This window comes from Streptococcus sp. 3.1, from assembly GCF_016648915.1.
GTDB classification, from domain to species: Bacteria; Bacillota; Bacilli; order Lactobacillales; family Streptococcaceae; genus Streptococcus; species Streptococcus salivarius_E.
The window spans coordinates 1-18,265 of the sequence record NZ_JACLQV010000009.1 but is presented as its reverse complement, the minus strand read 5'-3'; the positions used below and the strand labels follow the sequence as shown (position 1 = coordinate 18,265).

Annotated in this window: 15 protein-coding genes and 2 pseudogenes; 8 read left to right on the top strand and 9 right to left on the bottom strand. The window is 37.0% G+C overall.

All coding sequences use genetic code 11. The features are described 5' to 3' along the window. Positions 1 to 35: 35 nt before the first annotated feature. Positions 36 to 626, top strand: a complete 591-nt coding sequence (locus tag H7U02_RS06415; RefSeq protein WP_110981266.1) for a 3'-5' exonuclease — start codon at positions 36 to 38, stop codon at positions 624 to 626. Positions 627 to 800: 174 nt separating this feature from the next. Further along, positions 801 to 1,529 (top strand): MerR family transcriptional regulator, encoded by a 729-nt coding sequence (locus tag H7U02_RS06410; protein WP_110981267.1) that lies wholly within the window; start codon positions 801 to 803, stop codon positions 1,527 to 1,529. 50 nt (positions 1,530 to 1,579) lie between these two features. Here the strand turns inward: H7U02_RS06410 and H7U02_RS06405 are convergent, their stop codons facing one another. Further along, the gene (locus H7U02_RS06405; RefSeq protein WP_201042975.1) at positions 1,580 to 4,222 is read right to left on the bottom strand and encodes an FtsX-like permease family protein; all 2,643 of its coding nucleotides are present in this window, start codon (positions 4,220 to 4,222) and stop codon (positions 1,580 to 1,582) included. Positions 4,223 to 4,236: 14 nt separating this feature from the next. Continuing rightward, on the bottom strand, positions 4,237 to 4,938 hold the full coding sequence (locus H7U02_RS06400; protein ID WP_002884692.1) for an ABC transporter ATP-binding protein: 702 nt from the start codon (positions 4,936 to 4,938) through the stop codon (positions 4,237 to 4,239). Between the two features lie 1,102 nt (positions 4,939 to 6,040). On the opposite strand from H7U02_RS06400, the gene H7U02_RS06395 reads away from it, so the two are divergent. Then, the gene (locus tag H7U02_RS06395; RefSeq protein WP_110981269.1) at positions 6,041 to 6,658 is read left to right on the top strand and encodes a hypothetical protein; all 618 of its coding nucleotides are present in this window, start codon (positions 6,041 to 6,043) and stop codon (positions 6,656 to 6,658) included. A 118-nt stretch (positions 6,659 to 6,776) separates the two neighbouring features. On the opposite strand, the gene H7U02_RS06390 is transcribed toward H7U02_RS06395, so the two are convergent. Continuing rightward, complete coding sequence (locus H7U02_RS06390; protein WP_110981270.1) at positions 6,777 to 7,076, bottom strand: YbaB/EbfC family nucleoid-associated protein; 300 nt, start codon at positions 7,074 to 7,076, stop codon at positions 6,777 to 6,779. A 311-nt stretch (positions 7,077 to 7,387) separates the two neighbouring features. Here H7U02_RS06390 and H7U02_RS06385 point away from each other — a divergent pair, with 311 nt between their 5' ends. The 5 genes and pseudogenes from H7U02_RS06385 to H7U02_RS06365 all read left to right on the top strand — a co-directional run. Next, positions 7,388 to 7,894 (top strand): hypothetical protein, encoded by a 507-nt coding sequence (locus H7U02_RS06385; protein WP_073689591.1) that lies wholly within the window; start codon positions 7,388 to 7,390, stop codon positions 7,892 to 7,894. 23 nt (positions 7,895 to 7,917) lie between these two features. Beyond that, complete coding sequence (locus H7U02_RS06380) at positions 7,918 to 8,427, top strand: hypothetical protein (protein WP_110981271.1); 510 nt, start codon at positions 7,918 to 7,920, stop codon at positions 8,425 to 8,427. Positions 8,428 to 8,781: 354 nt separating this feature from the next. Then, complete coding sequence (locus H7U02_RS06375) at positions 8,782 to 9,666, top strand: hypothetical protein (RefSeq protein ID WP_110981272.1); 885 nt, start codon at positions 8,782 to 8,784, stop codon at positions 9,664 to 9,666. A gap of 19 nt (positions 9,667 to 9,685) precedes the next feature. Continuing rightward, entirely contained in the window at positions 9,686 to 9,934 is a 249-nt protein-coding gene (locus H7U02_RS06370; protein WP_181419176.1) for a hypothetical protein, read from the top strand. After that, positions 9,858 to 10,052: pseudogene (locus H7U02_RS06365) on the top strand (hypothetical protein); the annotation flags it as partial. The gene H7U02_RS06370 and the pseudogene H7U02_RS06365, both read left to right, overlap by 77 nt. A gap of 112 nt (positions 10,053 to 10,164) precedes the next feature. Here H7U02_RS06365 and H7U02_RS06360 read toward each other — a convergent pair. The 6 genes and pseudogenes from H7U02_RS06360 to H7U02_RS06335 all read right to left on the bottom strand — a co-directional run bounded on the left by H7U02_RS06360 (position 10,165) and on the right by H7U02_RS06335 (position 17,305). Further along, positions 10,165 to 12,105, bottom strand: a complete 1,941-nt coding sequence (locus H7U02_RS06360; RefSeq protein WP_110981273.1) for a hypothetical protein — start codon at positions 12,103 to 12,105, stop codon at positions 10,165 to 10,167. Then, on the bottom strand, positions 12,102 to 14,327 hold the full coding sequence (locus H7U02_RS06355; protein WP_110981274.1) for a glycosyltransferase family 2 protein: 2,226 nt from the start codon (positions 14,325 to 14,327) through the stop codon (positions 12,102 to 12,104). Before H7U02_RS06355 ends, H7U02_RS06360 begins: the two co-directional genes overlap by 4 nt. Next, on the bottom strand, positions 14,317 to 15,381 hold the full coding sequence (locus H7U02_RS06350; protein ID WP_110981275.1) for a bifunctional glycosyltransferase family 2/GtrA family protein: 1,065 nt from the start codon (positions 15,379 to 15,381) through the stop codon (positions 14,317 to 14,319). Before H7U02_RS06350 ends, H7U02_RS06355 begins: the two co-directional genes overlap by 11 nt. After that, positions 15,378 to 16,412 (bottom strand): GGDEF domain-containing protein, encoded by a 1,035-nt coding sequence (locus H7U02_RS06345; protein ID WP_110981276.1) that lies wholly within the window; start codon positions 16,410 to 16,412, stop codon positions 15,378 to 15,380. The genes H7U02_RS06350 and H7U02_RS06345 overlap by 4 nt, the downstream gene beginning before the upstream one ends. Positions 16,413 to 16,433: 21 nt before the next feature. Next, positions 16,434 to 16,667 (bottom strand): annotated as a pseudogene (locus H7U02_RS06340) (PfkB family carbohydrate kinase); the annotation flags it as partial. Positions 16,668 to 16,696: 29 nt separating this feature from the next. Continuing rightward, positions 16,697 to 17,305, bottom strand: coding sequence for a DeoR/GlpR family DNA-binding transcription regulator (locus H7U02_RS06335; protein WP_173017848.1), 609 nt, complete (start codon positions 17,303 to 17,305; stop codon positions 16,697 to 16,699). Between the last annotated feature and the right edge of the window lie 960 nt (positions 17,306 to 18,265).

The window sequence follows — 18,265 nt, the reverse complement described above, 5'->3', positions numbered from 1 at the left end:
CTCAGTCTCAGCTTTAACTATTGTAGGAGATTAAAATGGAAAATTTAGAAACTTATATTGCCTTTGATTTGGAGTTTAACACGGTGGATGGGGTTAGCCATATTATCCAAGTATCGGCCGTTAAGCTGAATCAGCATGAGGAAGTGGACCAGTTTGATTCTTTCGTCTATTCGGATGTTCCTTTGCAATCCTTTATCAATGGTTTGACTGGAATTACAGCGGATAAGATTGCCAAGGCACCAAAGCTAGAGTCTGTTCTGGCGGATTTTAAATCATTTGTTGGTGACACTCCACTTATTGGCTACAATGCTCTTAAATCAGATTTGCCTATTCTAGCTGAAAATGGTTTAGACTTGGAAGAGCAATATGCTTTAGATGTTTTCGATGAGGCCTTTGACCGTCGTGCTTCGGATTTGAATGGTATTGTCAACCTCAAGCTAACCAGTGTCGCAGATTTCTTTGGAATCAAGGGACACGGTCATAACAGCTTGGAGGATGCTCGGATGACTGCACAGATTTACGAGAAGTTTCTCGAATTAGATGAGAATGCCAAACTTTTGGAGCAACAGGAAGAAGTCAGTAACAATCCTTTTGCTGCCTTAGGTTTGGGTAGCCTTTTCGACTAAAGCTTTACAAGAGCTGTAAAGGCTGTAAAGAGTGATGGCTAACTTTTTCTGTAAGAAGTGAAAATCCTTTAGGGTTAGGGCTTGCTCGTCACCTTGCGTTATAAGGTAGAATCTAGGTATCAAGGGTGGCCAAGGTCCTCCTTTGATGGAAAATCTTAAAAGGAGGTGACTGAGATGTCGCAGTTTTCAACAGGAGAGTTGGCTAAAGCAGCAGAGGTGTCTGTTAGGACTGTCCAGTACTATGATCAACGAGGTATCTTGACGCCGTCTGAAGTCACAGAAGGTGGTCGGAGAATTTATCACGAATCAGACTTGGAACGCCTGCAAGTCATTTGTTTCTTAAGAGATTTGGACTTCTCAATCAAACAAATCAAGAAACTCTTGCAAGAAGAGAATAGGGAACAGGTTTTAGAGCTTTTGTTGACAGACCAAATCGAGAGTTTGGAAAAGTCTTCGAAGGAAATAGAGGTCAAACTAAAACGTGCACATCACTTGCAAAAAGCAACTGCTAAGTGGCGTCAACTTTCGTTGGAAGATTTGTCAGACATTTCACGTCTTATGGAAAATCAAAAATCATGGCGAAATTTGCAGTTGAGAATGTATGGGAGCATCATTCTAGCGAGTCTTCTTTATATCATAGCCCTACTGATAGTCATTTATTATTTTAAGGATCCTAGAGGTTTGTTTGTTGTCTGCCCCGCATTTATCATAGCCACAAATTTAGTGGTGTTTCACTATAGAAAGCAGTTCGAATACCTCTGTCCTAATTGTCATAGGACCTTTGACCCTAGTTTTAAAGAGTTTGCTCTTGCAGGGCATACTCCTAGGACTCGTAAACTGACTTGTCCTCATTGTCATGTAAAGACCTACTGTTTGGAGTTGGCTAAGACTAAAACGAAATAAATTTATCGAATATAAAAACGCTTGAGAATTGCTTCTCAGGCGTTTTTAGCTTATTCAACTGAACTTAGAGCTTCGAGCATATTTAGTTTGGCAAGGCGGTTATTAACAACGAAGCCAAGGATAATAAGAATGAAGCCGATAAGAACAGCTGGTAGAAGGTAGGTAGCCAAACCGATAGATGGATCAAACATGATACGATCTGGCGGAATGATGCTTACCATATATTGGTGGAGTGCTTGTCCAAGACCAAACCCTACGAAGATACCGATGATAGACAGGTAAATAGTTTCACGATAGATGTAGAGGGATACTTCATTATTGTAGAAACCAAGAACCTTAACGGTTGAAAGTTCGTGGATACGTTCTGAAACGTTGATGTTAGTTAGGTTATAGAGAACAACCACAGCAAGGAGAATGGAAACCGTAATCAAAATACCAATAACCTGTGTCAATGAATTGACCATAGTGCTGATTTGCAGTTTAAGGTTGTTGTTTTGAACAACACCGTAAACATCTGGCAAGTTGATGAATTTGGCTGCCATATTTTCAACATTTTGCTTAGTTGGTTCAGCGAGAGTAACAAGGTTGGCGTTGTTCACTGAAGGTGTCCCGAAAGCTTTTTGGTAGTAGCTAGCATTCATAAAGAGGAAATGCCCCATGTACATTTCAGTGATACCAGCTATCTTAATCTTGACAGATTCATCCTGACTGTTTTGCACAGTAATGGTATCTCCGACCTTGAGGTTTAGAAGTTTTGCCATTTTTTCAGAGATAATTGCTCCGTCATTAGATAGCCTGAGAGTCTTATTGCGGTCTCGGTCATGTAAGCTAACGTAACTGTCAATGAGTTTTTCGTCACGGTCGTTAAAGACAAGAGTTGAGATTTCTTGGGTGTCCTTATTGGTACCGGCAATTTTTTGCAAGGTTTCAAAATGGACATTCAAGTATTCTTTGACGTCTTTGCTATCGAGGAGTTTAGTGAGTTCCTCATCCAGAGCACTTGACGCATTTGGTTGCTTGGCAACAATCATATCATAGTGAATGATGTCTTCAAACTGTTGCTGGTTAAGGTTAGATACAGAAGATCGAATTCCTAAACCTGCAAAGAGAAGTGCAATAGAACCTGCGACACCAAAGAGGGTCATAAACATCCGTTGCTTATAGCGGAAAATATTACGCATGGTAACTTTTTCCGTAAAGCTGAGACGATTCCAAAGCGGTGTGATGCGCTCTAGGACAATCTTAGCTCCTGCTCGAGGTGGTTTTGGAAGGAGGAGTTGGGAAGGCTTTTCCCAGAGCTCTTTCTTGGCAACCACAAAGGCAGGTAGCACAGCAGATAAGAGACCTAAAAGGAAGGCCACAAGGGTAAGTCCTAAGTAGAAGTGCAATTCAAAAGCAGGAAGCTGCAAATCGCTCTTATAAGTGTTGTGAATTAGAATCGGAAGTAGTGTATGACCGGTAATAACACCTGCGGTTGTACCAGTAATACTCGTTATCAAGCCATAAATGACGAATTTATGGATAATTCGCGAATTACTGTAGCCTAGGGCGTTGAAAATACCAGCCTTACCACGCTCTTCTTCAACAAAGCGTCCCATGGTTACAAAGGTAACCAAAGCTGCCATAAAGTAGAGAGCGACAGGGAAGATGTTACTCACATCGTGAATGATGTTAATATTACTTTCATAAGCAACATATCCCTCAGAACCCGGAATCTCTCGACGAGAGTAGAATTGATAGCTAGGCGCTGGTAAATTATCGACCATTGCTTGACTTTCTTCGAGTTCTTTTTGCTTGGCTTCAATCTTGGTAGTAGCTTCTTTGACACTAGTAGCTTCAGCAGCGTTGCTTGTAGCCATTTGCTGGGTCTGTGCGATGGCTGTTTCAAGTTCTTGTTTAGCTTGAGTAATTTGAGCTTGAGACTGAGACTTGATCTCAGTTAGGCGTTTCTCAGGTTCATCTTTAAAGAGTTTCTTAAGTTCAGCCTTTCGTTCAGAAATCTTATTTGCGTATTCCTCACTAAAAGGACTAACATTTTCCAAATCCTTGTAGCGGATGCGGGCAATCATGTAATCATTAGAGGTGAAGTCCGTCTCTGGCACAATGGCGTAGCCATCTAGTTTCCCCGTACCAGCGCTGGCATTACCAAGACGGTTCCTAGAGAGAAGTTCAGAGGAATTAACAAAACCAGTAATGGTATATGTTTGTTCCTTTAACTGCTTTTGCCCTGAGCTATCTACTGGCTCAGAAAAGTTAATCTTATCTCCGACGCTATATTCTTCTTTATAAGTTGAGGAAAGAGCGATTTCCCCGTCCTTGGTAGGAAGTTTCCCCTCAATAAGGTCGTAAGTGGAGATTTTCTTAGGTTTAGAGAAGATACGAAATGCCGTATTCGTCCCCTTGACGACAGCATCTTTGAAATAACCATACTCGATGTCTACATTCTTCTTTTTTATTGTATTGAGAAGGTCCTGATCGGTTTGGTTGATACTGTAAGTACTGATTAAGCTCAAGTCAGCTGTTTGATGCGTCTTGAAGAAGTGTTCCCCAGTTTTCTTCATATTAGGAGAAGTTACTTTAAGACCAATCAAGGCAAAGGATCCCAGTGCCATAAGTAAGGCAATAGAGAGCATACGCCCTTTAGAAGCTACAAAGGTTCGCCAAACATCTTTCCAATAAGTTGTTTTTTTCATGACGTTGCTCCTTTCTAGTATTCCAAGTCCTCGATTTTTTGTGGATTAGGATTAAGTTCCACACTCTTAATCTTGGCATCGTGCATTCGAATGACACGATCGGCAATTGGAGCTAGAGAAGCATTATGGGTCACGATAATAACAGTTGTTCCCTGTTTGCGAGCCATTTCTTGAAGGAGGGTCAGGATTTGTTTTCCTGTTTGATAATCCAGAGCCCCTGTTGGTTCATCACAAAGAAGAATCTTTGGATTTTTGGCAACGGCGCGTGCAATAGCGACACGTTGTTGCTCCCCACCAGATAGTTGTGATGGGAAGTTGTCTAAGCGGTCTCCCAAACCGACTTCGACGAGTGTTTGAGTAGCATCTTTAGCGTTTGGAACGATTTCAGATGCTAGTTCGACGTTTTCCCTAGCCGTAAGGTTAGAAACTAAGTTGTAAAATTGGAACACAAAGCCAACGTCCTCACGACGATAGGTTGTAAGTTCTTTGGCTGTGTATTCAGAGATATCCTTACCATCAATAATGACGCGGCCTTCGTCATTGGTGTCCATACCACCCAAGATGTTAAGAACGGTTGATTTCCCAGCGCCAGAGGCACCAAGAATAACGACAAGCTCCCCTTTTTCGATATCAAAGCTTACGTCGTTGTTTGCGATAATTTCCAGATCACCGGTTTTATAGCGTTTATAGCTATGCTTCATTTGAATATAAGCCATGAATTTCCCTTTCATACGAAAATAATGATGCTGATAATTACCTATCTTTCCGTACTCTATTGTAACGGATTTTCCTTGGAATATCTAGGTTTTGAGGGAAAAAAAGGTTTAAAAGTGGAGAAGTTCTTCTTACATGTGACAGAAATGTGGACGAAGCGCTTACATATGAGAAAATACTATTTCAAATGAGCTTTGAGTAAGGTGAAGATTTGGTGAAATAGTTATAAAGTTAGGTTATTTTTAGTCTTTTACGGAGTGGATATACTATTTTTTTCAATTTCCATAATTATCGGAGAGTTTAGGTCGGTAAATACTTCATCATAGGGGTGCCAAAGGGGATCTAGTTTTCCGTCAAAGTTGATGATAGATAAAGAGTTTTTTCATAGTTTCTAGCAATGAAGTATCCAGAATACGGACATTTTTTTGAATTTGGAGGATACATTTTCTATATGGGGAAAGTTATTTATGGGGAAATAGAGGGCTTTTCGTAATGATTTTTTTGTGTGTTAGTTATTTTTAAAGAAGTTATAAACACCTTAAAAATATATATCTAAATGAGAGATGTGTATCTTTGGGATTAGTTATTTATTATGGGGTATTCCATAAAGTTACCCTTAAATCCTTTTGTTGTGGCATTCTTTTGACTAATAGAGGAATTCTAGTTCCTAATCTTATTTTAGGATATTTAGAATTCGACTTCCTGTCTCAAGAATTCTTTTTTATAGTTACATTTAAAGTGTTTTGACAAAATTTTCTTATCCGATAAATTTTTTTGGAGATAAGTCAGCAAAAGTGCTTTCTGAAGAATCCTTCTAAAAAACAACTATTATTTCCCTAAGTACTACTTAAAGAAATTACCATTTGCATAACGTAAAAAAGCTAATCTGATAATAGATTAGCATCAATTTTAAGACATGAAGTTGTCATTTATTTAAAATGCTTAAAAATTAAAGAAACACTTGAAATCAAGGGGGTTGCATGCTAAGATTGTTATCTGGGTGAAAGGTTGGTCAAACAGCCAACCAACCTTTTACCTCCTACAGCAGTAAATAGGACGCCTTGTTAGCCAGTTAGAGCTAACCAAATAAATAGTGAGGGATTTATGATTAAGAACAAAGATAATGGTTTTATCGGCAAAGCAATAATCAGCTTGATTGCTACTTTGGGGACTCTGGCTCTATTCATGGGTACCAGTGGGGCCTCGGCTGACGTCAAAGAAACTCCTAAACTTGATTTAGATGCCAATATGACTAAGGTTCAAACCGTTAGTGATGAGGACTTGAAGAATCATGGCGGGCAAGCTCAGGATACGAAGAAGCAAGAAACACCTGGACAAAAACAGCCAGAAACTGAAGAATCTAAGACTACAGATGAGGAAACTCCTGACTACATCGTTATCACCGAGGTAGTGGATTCGTCGGAGCATAAGCAGGACTCTAATCAAGTGGTTGATGGAGTAGCTCAAACGCTTGACCCAGACTTGTTGAATGAGATTTTAGCTCAAACTAGCGAAGTTGGGGAATACCAGATTTATGTCAAGAATGATGATGAGCTATTAATCTCAGGACCTGTACCTACTCAAACAGCGAATGAGGATGTGAATTACCCTACTTTAGAAAGTTCATTGGATTCAGCGAGTATCTACTTAGGTCAAAAGAATCGCTATAAATTGGCAAACGAAGAAGACGCACAGTCAGGTCTTGCTTTGGTTGAAGAATAAAATTTTTATATGACTAACACAAAAAGACTTGGATTTCTTGTCCAAGTCTTTTGTATGTTATGACTGAGTTGCTAGATGAGTATATAGAAAAAGGAACCGTGAGATTCCTTTTCATTTTTTAGAATGGCAATTTACCTGCAAAGGCACCCATTGATTTTTTAGTCGCTTCGTCAATTTGTTCAAGAGCATTGTTAAGTGCTTGAACAGTCATATCTTGGAGTGTTTCCACATCATCAGCATCTACGACAGCATCAGCGAAAGTGATGTTAACTACTTTTTTGTCACCAGTTAATTCAGCAACGACCAAGTCTTGTGCTGATTTTCCAGTGAAGGTTGTAGCAGCCAATTCAGCTTGACTTTTTTCCATTTGTTTCTGAAGCTTTTGAGCTTGCTTCATCATGTTTTGCATGTTCATCATAATATTTTCTAGATTCCTTTCATACCAAGGGTTTAGCCCCTGTTTCTTAAATTTTACTGCCCACTTCTGCCCAGAAATAAGTAGTATAAAAATCTTAACTATTATACCATGTTTAGCTTGATTAACAAAGTGAGGAGAAGTATTGGAGGAATTTGTTAAGACTTGATTTTTTCTTGTTCATAAAAATGTTAGATCAGTTACAAAGCTACCAATCCTTAAATTATGAGACTTGTTAAAAATAGTGTACAATGGTTTGTTGTTAATCCGATCAAGAGATTGTTTGGTTGTAGAAAAGGAAAGAGAAGATGACAATGCAAAAAAGAAATATTTTAGGGCTCTTTGTAGGACTAATTATAGGGCTGTATACAATCTTGGGAATGAGCCTATTTATCTTTATTAATTTAAAATTTAACTCTGTTTATTATGCTCAGCATATCCCTCATAAGGAGGGGACAGAGCCGGATCTCGTTATGTTGATAGAGAATATGGACTGGATTTATACACCAGAGATTGATGGTATTCGATACGACAATGATGGAACAAATGCTATTATAAATACTAAAAGCAAATCTTTTCTAACAAAATCCTTAGGAAACTTTTTATATGATAAGGATAATATGACTATCGGTTTTGACAGTACGTTTAGATTTGATCACGTCAGTTATTTTTCAGAAGAAGCAAAAAGAATTCAAGTTAATGAATCGAAAATTAAACAAGAGATTAGGGAAGATTTTTCTCCAATTATGAAGGTTCAAACAAAACCTTTTATCAATCTTCAGTGGTTGTTTAATTTAATTTATCAAAGTAGGTTTAATTAGAGAAAAAGAAAGAGAAGACAGGAATGCAAAAAAGAAATATTTTGGGGCTCTTTGTAGGACTAATTATAGGGCTGTATACAGTCTTAGGAATGAGCCTATTTATCTTTATTAATTTAAAATTTAACTCTGTTTATTATGCTCAGCACATCCCTCATAAGGAGGGGACAGAACCAGACGTCATTATGCTGATGGAGAATATGGGTTGGGCTTATACACCGGAATTAGATGGTATTAGCTATGATGAGGACGGGATGTATGCTATAACTAGAGAAAAAGGAACAGAATCGTCTGTATTAGGTTTTTCAGATGGTACTCTAGTCTTTTACCCGGACTCAGGTGAAAGTTATATGTTTAATCGTAATTTTTCTCTCCAAGATGCTTTTGATGAACATTATCATAAGATTAAGTATAGTCAACGAAAAGTCCAAAAAGAAATTAGAGAAACTGTTCAACCTGTGATTGATGTTCAACCAAAACCCTTCATCAATCTTCAATGGTTGTTTAATCTAATTTATCAAAGTAGGTTTAATTAGAGAATAAGAAGCATAGAAGCATTTTGTAAGATTGATTATGCTTGTGAAGTCTATATAGTTACGCTAGTTAAAAGTATAAACGAAAACGCTTTGCAGTTTGCAAAGTGTTTTTTTACGGTTAGAGGATAGGTGCTAATTCTTCCGAAATAAAAAGTAGTAGAATTGAAAATTATAAGGATGTGGGACTAGGATGTTTTACTTAAATCTCACTTTTGATAGTCAGTTTCAAGTAATCTAATTTTTCATTTGAAGAGGATGAGTGAAAAATGTTTGTATATAGTATAATGATTTTAGAAGAGTTATGGAATGGGGGACCTTGAAAAATAAATTAATATAGTGGGAGGCAACAGTGACATGAAGTCGAAAAGATATACAATTATTGGAATAGTTGCCATTGTGAGTTTAATTTTCTTTGTAGTAGTGACTTTTTGTGGAAAAGGGCATCAGTGGAGTAATAATGTCGTACAAGGATTTAAATCGCTTGGTCTTAAAGGTAATGTAAAAGTAATTAGAACATATAAAGAAATTGAAGCATTTCACGGTACTGTTGTTGAAGTGAATTATACTGAGAGATTTTCTGATGGATATTTTTTAGATGAGAATCTGAGAGCAGATATACGAGAATATAATGGGGAGCATATTTCAGATTTTTATCCTCCGTTATCTACAAAGATCGAAGCATTGCTCAATGACAAAGAAAAAGACTTGTTTGATACTGTCAAATTTAACGAGTTTAGCTTCTTGTTAGATGTTTATAAAATGAGACCAGGTTTTCAACGAGAAGAAGATGAAATCAAAAAAGATGTTGCCAATAAAATTAATAAACTATTTGACAGACAAGTGACGTTTGATTATAGTTATAAGTTTGAGCCAGTATCTAGAGAAAAAATCTACGCTACTATTCTTTCACAGGCAGTCAGGAATCGTGATAATGGAGACTTTGAAGCGGCTGGCTTTTATAATATTAGACCTAAAAATTTAATGAAGAGTAAAGCAGTGAGTCTTCATTTGGATTGTATTTTTGCTTCTCTTGATCCTAACGCTAGCAAGTCATTTTCGAGAGAGCATATTGATTATTTTAAAACGAAACTCTTATCTTTGCCCAAAGGCTCATTTTCTGATGGAATCTATGAAATACGCGGTAATTATTATAGTGAAGAAGGGGAAAGTATTGATGTGACTTGTATATTTGTTGTTGAAGACGGTGTTGGTCACTTTGAAGAAGATAAAATGAACTAAAAACAGAAAATACACCTGAATGAAATTTGGTATAAAAAAGTATCTATACTTGGGTTGTCACTTAAAAGGTATTTGCCATCGTGATGGTAATCAAGGGAACAATATTGCTGCTATTTTTATAGCTTTACAAAGAGGTAAGATTCAAGAAGATTCAAAATCGATATTAGAACAACAACGGTTTATTGTTTTGGATGAATCTATTGACAAAGATTACTTTTCATCAAGTGCAAAATATTGCTTTTGTGGATATGAGATCTTTCTATACTAGTGTTGAGTGTGTGGAACGTGGATTGCATCCTTTAAGGACCTCGCTTTGTGTGATGATTAGAGCAGATAATTCAAACGGATTTATCTTAGCTTCCTCTCCAATGTTCAAGAAAGTCTTTTGAGCACCACAAGAGGCGAAGTCACAAACTCCGCCTCCTTCTACATATTTTTTGTTGTAATAGAATATTTTATTTGAAATATCAAGACTTATGCTTGATAAAGCTAGAAAACTTACCCTTTTCCAGCAAGAATATCTGATACTTTATACAATCCTGGGGAATATGTCCGACCAAATAGTTTTTTCGTCAAGGCATTAAACGTATAATGGTCATCTAAAATCAAGACTTCGTCATACGTTTTTAAGAGTGCAATAAAGTCATCGTCTGTTAAATTGGAACCATCTCTAGTATCGATATTTTCATTGCTGAGGTAATAACTTGTTGCGCTGTCGCTGTATGATGCCATTAAATCTAAAAATTCTTGGTCAACCGACACAAAATTTTCTCTGGCATCAACATTGACATCCCACAGATAATAACGACTAGCATATTGGACAAAATAATTATCTACATTCTCCTTATCTGCTGTTACAACCAAAATTCTATCCGTTGACGAATTACTCTGACTTCCAGTAAACTGATGAATTTCTTTTACGACCTTGTTTGTTTCCTGATTGTTATTGTAAACAATGCTATTATTTTCTGACAAGAACATTCCAATGGCATAAACTGTCAAAACAAGGCTCGCGTATTGGTACAAGTGTTTATTAAATAAGCTCTTGTAAGACCTAGCATTACGTTTACTAATGATTTTTTCATACAGACACTTGTCCATTACCCATGCTAAAGCCATGGTCAAACAACCAAAAGCAAAGATAACGATGCTCGAAGCATAGCGCTCAAATCCTGCTAATTCTAACGCTTCATCAGTCGGCATTGCTGTCAGATACATGAGTAAAATGCCAATATAGTAAGTCACAATCGAAATATCAACAAATCCCCAAGTCAACAAGACAAATTTCTTATATTTCAAACGAATGCCAATCACAATAAAGGCAATCAGCATAATCAGATTGATTATCAAAATTCCATTGCTTGCCAAACTGTCAAACGTAAACACCGATTTGACAAAAAGAGTGATAATTTTTTGTGGGTCGCCTGACAGATTTCCAGTCAATACCTGATCAAGTTCTGACATGGACACCGCATGCTTGGCACTTGAGGCATTTGGGAAATTATCCGTCACATGCTTTTGCCAAATAACAAAAGGAAGACAGCTGACTAGCAAGGTCATTATGAGCAGCACTAGTGCTTTTAAACGTGCTCTTTTACGAACAAGTAAACGCACAATACAAACCACATAAACTACTAAAACGAGAGCGACAAAGAAAAGTCCACTTACTTTGACGATACTTAATAATCCAAGAATTACCGCCGTATTTAGCGACAAAAGCCAGAAACGATTACGATAGACAAAACAACCTGCTATGGCTGCCAAGGCCAAGGCCGGAAGCAGAAAATCAACCAGCAAATTATTTAATCGAATAGCAACGTTGAACGTATTAAAAACAGCAAACGAAGCAAAAATCATGCTAACCATTAAGACACGTCGATCATCACGAAGTGCCGCAAACATGGCATAAAGACTGGAAGCAATCAAGAAGAATTGCCCGACCAACATACTACCTTCTGAAAAGCCTACGATAGTCGTGAAAAAATAAATGAAAAGTGAACTTCCAACAGGATAGGTATAATAACTAATAATCGTATCCTGCTGTGTTGGCAAAGCATTATTGATATGGAAAAATTTTACAATCGTTGCCCAATGCGTAAAATTATCATAATGTAAAAGCGGTGAATGCCAGAGCGTTATTCCAAACAAAAGCAAATAAGCCATCATTCCAAGCGCAATATAATCAAGTCTCCTAAAGCGATATTTCTTTTTCCATACCGCCCAAAGATAATAAAGACTCAAAAGACAGCCCAAAACAGAAATGGCATACACGGTTTGCAACATAAAGCCTAACAAACTACCAAGGTACAATACCAATGTAATGACTGAAAATGTAAACACCCATGTTAGACTGCGATTCATCTTCACAGTATTACGGAAAAAGGCATTATACCCCATGGTAATCACAAAGAACAACAGTAATCTAGCAATACTAATCATACTCTCCCTCTCCATTCATTTGCTAAGGCTTTAAAAGCAGGTAAGCTATCCAAATCCGCTAAATTGGTAACTCGATAAAGCGATTCGTCTCTATCAATATCATAGGACACAAAAGTCAACTGAATTGGCAAATCTTTGTAGGTAAATGCGACATTCGGTTCTTTTTTAGGATTTGTCAATTTTCCAGAAAATGTCATGTAATAATAATCTGTCTTTCTAAGCTGGCATTTTTTTCCAGCAACCTGAACCTCTTCATTAACACGAACTTTCGGAAAAGCTACTTGGTCATAGGCTGAAACAGGACGTTCATTATTTTGGAAACGTTGACTAAAGTTCTCAAATAAATCATCCCATGTTGTCATCCAAGGGTCTTTTTCCTTCGGAAGATTGTGATTAATGCGGTCATAAATGTACTGATAAAATTCGCGCTTATCAGCTTCAGGAATTTCTGAAAATTGAACGCCGTAGCGCCAACCATTATCAATCGCAAAAACACGAACAACATGACCTTTTACCCTCGCATGGTAATCACGTGATTGCAAATTAAGCGTCAGTTCTTTTTCTTTTGGCAAATACAATGGTAAATCCGTATAGAATGAAATCCCCGTTTCTGAAATATCACAGACTCTCACTTGGTAAGAATCATCATCAACCTCAATAACCATAGCTTCATCAACAGTAAAACGCTCACTTGAGCGATAAATCGGACGACCAAGCGCACAGAAAATCGCAAAGGTCAAATTGATGATATGATAAATCAACCAAAAACTGATAATACTTCCATAAAAAAGCTCTGAACCAAATTTTCCATAGTTAAAAGTCACCAAACCATAAACGGCTAATCCCCATAAAACAAGATAAGGAAGCGCATAAAGGTACAACGTCCACGACGTATCATTTCCCTTACGTGTCACCTTAAATTTTTTATCGCTAATGCCAAAGGACTCCAACATCATGGGAATAAACAAATACGGAGCAAAAATCGTTTCCACAATTTCTCCCCAAACCTGTGTTCGGTATTGTTTTGAGACTTCTCGCATTGACAAGTGTGTCAATGCGTAACTTGGCAACCAGAATAGGAACAGTAGCCAGATATTTGACACCACCACACGCACATGGAAAACTGTATATAAAATCGGTGCCAAGATATACAATAACCGTCTAAAGAAAGACCACCAATAAAGATAGCCATTAATATAAATAATTCTTTGCCCCTTTGTCAATTTGGGATTAAAGAAGATATTCATATTGTAGCTACTGCGAATAACGCCACGTCCCCAGCGCGCGCGCTGTTTGAGGACACTCTTCAAATCTGTTGGCGTTAACCCGCTAGCCATTGGACTTTTCGTCGAATAATTTACATAACCAGCCGCATTCATCCGAACACCTAGCTCGAAATCCTCCGTAATGGTATCTGTCGGAAAACCACCAACATCTTCAATCGCCTTGCGGAAAATAAGCGTATTAGACCCCGTATAAACCGCTGCACCGTGCGAATTATTGCAAACATTAATTTCTTTGGAAAAGAAATCTTGTTCGTTTGGTAAGGTTGATTCTGAAAACAAGTTAAATTGGAAAATATCAGCATTGTAAAAACTTTGTGGCGTTTGAATCAAACCAACTTTTGACTTATCATAATCGTCACCATTTTCATAAGCCTCAACTTGTTCAACAAAATAAGGCACAGTTTCCAACAGGAATTCACGATAAGGAATCATATCCGCATCAAATGTCGCCACCAAAGGTGATGACGTCTGACGTAAAGCATTATTGTAGTTTCCTGATTTGGCATCTTTATTATCCGCCAAACCAAAATAACCAACACCAAGCTCATCAGCCAATTTGGCAACTTCTAGACGATTGGTATCATCACAGACGTAGATATGCACCTTAGACTTATCAGGATATTCCATAAAAGTGCAGGCATTAATCGTCTTATAAAGCAACTCTGGATCCTCATTATGCGTTGCAATCAAAACATCCACATCTGGGTAACGATCCTTAGCAATCTCAGGCTTTTCAAGCTCAAAGTCCTTTTGCTTATTCCAAATGAGAATGTAGCCTGTAATGGCTGAAACTACCTCACTTCCCCACAATAAAATCCCAAAGATCAGCGCAAACCATGAATCATGCCACGGAATAGTCGCCACCAAACGCCAAGTTAAATAAAAGGCAGTCGTTACAAATGCAACGAAATAGAGTATCCTCTTACTAGTCTTCATTCTCACCTCCACTAAAAATCAAATGTTTTTGCACAAAATAACTGACAATGAAAAGTGTACCGTCAACTAAAATCTTCACCAATGAAATTGGCAGCGTCGTCAAGGCATTTCCTAGAACTGTTACCAATAAACTTGACAAAACAATCTGTACTACCACCAAAGTGAAGTATTTTATCGCACTATTTGATTGACCTTGTTTAAAGACCACCTTATGATTCAGGGTGAAATTAACAACAGATGATATCACACGCGCTAAAATCGAAGCTAACGTCACCGCACTAAAACTCAATCCATTAAACAAAGAAATTAAAATCGTAAAAGCAACAATATCAACCAAGAAGGAAAACAATGATGAAAAAATGTACTTGAAGAAAACCTTGTAAATTCTAATCGAGTCACGAATCGCATCAAAATGCGACGACTGATTTTCATCCAAATAAATCGTTGCAATGCCAACTTCACAAATCAGAATATTGTCCTCTTTTGCCTCAAGTAACATATTCATCTCAAATTCATACCGTTCACCCTCCACGGTTAAGAGTTTTGGCAACCATGACATAGGAATCACACGAAGTCCCGTTTGCGTATCAGAAACGTGCACACCTGTCATAGCCCCCAAGACGTCTCTTGTCAATAAATTTCCAAATTTACTACGTAAAGGAACAGATTTTTCAAATGTTCTAACACCCAGCACCAAACTATCAGGATGTTGCAAAAATTCAGCCAAACATTTCATCATGTCTTCGTAGGTGTGTTGACCATCAGAATCAATCGTCACAATTCCTTTGGCATTAGGGAAATTGTCCAAAGTATATGAAATAGCCGTTTTTAAAGCACGACCTTTTCCTTTATTATCAGCATGTCTTTGTAAATGACATGCATAGTTACTCTGCGCTATTGCAAATAACGGTGCAAAATCAGCTCCACTACCGTCATCGACTAGAATAATGTCAAACATTTGATTTTCCTTATCCCGAATATTTTTCAAAAGTTCTAACAAACGGTCATCAGGTTCATAGGCAGGAATGACAATAACAACATCTTGAAACATCATCGACGTTCTCCTTTCTGACTTTTAATTTCGTACATTTTCTTATCAGCTATTGCAAAAAAATCAACGAAGTTTTTATGTGATTGATAAGAGTCCGTATAAGCACCTAAAGATGCTGTAATCCCCATATCTTTGAGAGTCATTTCTGCTTGAACAAGTTTTATTAAAAATTCAGCTTGATTTTCAGAAACTCCAGGGAGTAAAACCGCAAATTCATCTCCACCTAACCTTGCTATTACAGCACTTTCAGGCATTATCTTCGTTAAAATATCACCAAATTCAATTAGAATCTTATCTCCCGTAGCATGTCCAAAGGTATCATTTGCTTCCTTGAATTTATCCAAATCAGATATAATAACCGTAATTTGTTCTTCTTTACGTGTCAGACATTCCTCAAAAGCAAGCTCAATATATCGTCGATTATGAACCCGTGTTAAAACATCTTCGTATGCCATCCTCTGTATTTCAAGTTCATGAAGTCTCTGCTCTGTAACATCAAGAACAAAACAAAAAACACCAATCACTTTTTGGCGATTGTTATAAATGGGAGAATACATATTTTGCCAGTAAAGCGTTTTGTCGCCTGTCTTAATAGTATCCATAAATATAAATGTTTCACCCTTTTTCGCACGATCAACATTTGCTTTTAAACGCGCAGCATCTTCACTATTAAGATAATTCATTGGAAAGTCACCAATTTTGGGAGTGAAATAAAAGATTTCTTCCATGAGCCGAATATTATTCTTATTAACCGCAATAAAACGATAATCTAAGTCTACAGCATAGACGTTAATAAGTTTCGAACTCTGTAAGATAAAGTGGGATAGCATATGCTGTCTTCGATTAAGGTAAGATGCTAGGGTCCAAAGAACTAGTATTCCTATAAAGATTGCTAAAACGATGGGATTATCATGGTCAACCAAAACATCATCATACACTAAGCGCATTAATAACATTAACGCAGCAAAAGTACTTAAGTACGTTAACAATCTTTGATGCTTGATTAAAAAATCACTTACTTTTCCTAATACCATTACAGCCTCACCATTCTAAGTAGTTTTAATACCTTCAGCATCCAAACTGTCTGTAACAAAACGTCCTGTAAAACCACCGATGAAGCCCGTAGCAGTATTGTCAATTCCTAAACGTTGTAGAATACGGCTGACATTAATACCCTTACCGCCAGCGAATTTATCATCACTCTCTATACGGTTAACTTCACCAATCTCTACCTTGTCGATACGAACAATGAAGTCGATTGATGGGTTTAGCGTCACAGTATAAATCATACTTCAATAACCCTCGTTTTCTCTTTTAATTATTTAAGGAGCCCTTCTTCCGAAGCATTTGTGATTATGGTTACTTTCTCAACCTCGGCTACCTTAGCATAGGTAACCTGACCAAGTTTAGAGGCATCAGCTAGAACATAGGCTTTTTGCGCATTAGCTATCACTGTTCGTTTAATGACCGCCTCTTCCATATCTGGCGTTGTGAAATAATTGGCATCAACTCCATTAGCACCAATGAAAGCACAATCAAAATTCAGTTGTCTGATTTGTTCCAGAGCTGTACTTCCAATAGAGGCATCTGTTGAATGTTTAACCTTACCACCAATAATCCTAGTACTAATACCGAGATCTATCAGCTTAACAGCATGATGGATAGAATTAGTCACAACCGTCACCTGACGATTCATTTCCTCTGGATATGGTGAATATTTGTCATAAGTTCTAAGCCCAGCCTCAACGTGACCAATACTTACTTTATTGTAAAATGCAACCAATCCAGCAGCAAAAGTTGTTGTAGTATCACCATGAACTAAAACCAAATCAGGTTGTTCTTTCTTAACAACTGGATCAAAATTAGCCAAAATTTTAGAAGTAATTTCCTGAAGTGATTGATTTTTTTCCCATGATATCCAAATCATAATCAGGAACTATTTCAAAAGTCTCCAAAACCTGGTCAAGCATTTGACGGTGTTGAGCTGTGACTACTGTAATAGTATTAATGGTTTCTTGATGTTTTTCAACTCAAGAATTAACGGCGCCATCTTAATTGCCTCTGGTCTTGTCCCAAAGACAACCATAATATTTAATTTTCCCGTAAGATCCCCCCTATGACCTATACGAAATCAATATAATATTGACAAATAAGACTCTACATTATCACTTTATTATCCCCAATAAAAAGGAAAATGAGTTATCCTTTCTCCAAAAGCATTAAAGGGAATGCCCTCGCTATTGGTCTTGTTTTGCAAATGATGTAAAGTAGATAAAGAAAAAGGTCTCAATAAAAAGACTATCATTACGTATAAAATTCAAGAAGTAAGACAAGAAAACTAAGTCATATCATCCAAGGATATCAATTGTTTTGAGATTTTCTAGTCTTCTCCACCGAATTTAAAAATACACTATTTAATAAATAAAAAAACTGCAGGAGAAAAAACGCTTTGCTAATAAAAGTGTTTTTGAATCCAGCAGTATTGCTAATTTACATATATTTCATAAAAACTTCTCCCCATTTTAAAGAGCGTCCCCTTTACTTACGCTCTACCCCTATCTTACAAATCAAAATATCGGTATGATAACCCTATCCCAATACCATATCATATAGTACCAAGCACCAACACGTAATCGTATAAAACTCTCCCTAAAAGAGTTGAAAGATTACAATCAAGTTGGCTTCAAGTTACTACTACCAATATTCTCTATTCATATAGACGCTATAATTATAACATGTTATTTTTATTTTTCAATCTTTTTTAAATTTTTTATTGTTTTAATGTATGTGACAACCATTATAATGAGGTCGTTTGAATTAAACACTCCTACTTAACAAATACTAATCAAGTGATATTTATCTATATTTTAATAAATAATAATTAAAC

What these genes read in the sequence shown, in the direction of transcription:
- H7U02_RS06335 (WP_173017848.1), bottom strand. Translation starts at nt 17,305, where the DNA reads ATGATTTGGATATCATGGGAAAAAAATCAATCACTTCAGGAAATTACT.
- H7U02_RS06395 (WP_110981269.1), top strand. Translation starts at nt 6,041, where the DNA reads ATGATTAAGAACAAAGATAATGGTTTTATCGGCAAAGCAATAATCAGC.
- H7U02_RS06390 (WP_110981270.1), bottom strand. Translation starts at nt 7,076, where the DNA reads ATGATGAACATGCAAAACATGATGAAGCAAGCTCAAAAGCTTCAGAAA.
- H7U02_RS06400 (WP_002884692.1), bottom strand. Translation starts at nt 4,938, where the DNA reads ATGGCTTATATTCAAATGAAGCATAGCTATAAACGCTATAAAACCGGT.
- H7U02_RS06360 (WP_110981273.1), bottom strand. Translation starts at nt 12,105, where the DNA reads ATGATTAGTATTGCTAGATTACTGTTGTTCTTTGTGATTACCATGGGG.
- H7U02_RS06385 (WP_073689591.1), top strand. Translation starts at nt 7,388, where the DNA reads ATGCAAAAAAGAAATATTTTAGGGCTCTTTGTAGGACTAATTATAGGG.
- H7U02_RS06345 (WP_110981276.1), bottom strand. Translation starts at nt 16,412, where the DNA reads ATGGTATTAGGAAAAGTAAGTGATTTTTTAATCAAGCATCAAAGATTG.
- H7U02_RS06350 (WP_110981275.1), bottom strand. Translation starts at nt 15,381, where the DNA reads ATGATGTTTCAAGATGTTGTTATTGTCATTCCTGCCTATGAACCTGAT.
- H7U02_RS06370 (WP_181419176.1), top strand. Translation starts at nt 9,686, where the DNA reads ATGAAATTTGGTATAAAAAAGTATCTATACTTGGGTTGTCACTTAAAA.
- H7U02_RS06375 (WP_110981272.1), top strand. Translation starts at nt 8,782, where the DNA reads ATGAAGTCGAAAAGATATACAATTATTGGAATAGTTGCCATTGTGAGT.
- H7U02_RS06415 (WP_110981266.1), top strand. Translation starts at nt 36, where the DNA reads ATGGAAAATTTAGAAACTTATATTGCCTTTGATTTGGAGTTTAACACG.
- H7U02_RS06380 (WP_110981271.1), top strand. Translation starts at nt 7,918, where the DNA reads ATGCAAAAAAGAAATATTTTGGGGCTCTTTGTAGGACTAATTATAGGG.
- H7U02_RS06355 (WP_110981274.1), bottom strand. Translation starts at nt 14,327, where the DNA reads ATGAAGACTAGTAAGAGGATACTCTATTTCGTTGCATTTGTAACGACT.
- H7U02_RS06405 (WP_201042975.1), bottom strand. Translation starts at nt 4,222, where the DNA reads ATGAAAAAAACAACTTATTGGAAAGATGTTTGGCGAACCTTTGTAGCT.
- H7U02_RS06410 (WP_110981267.1), top strand. Translation starts at nt 801, where the DNA reads ATGTCGCAGTTTTCAACAGGAGAGTTGGCTAAAGCAGCAGAGGTGTCT.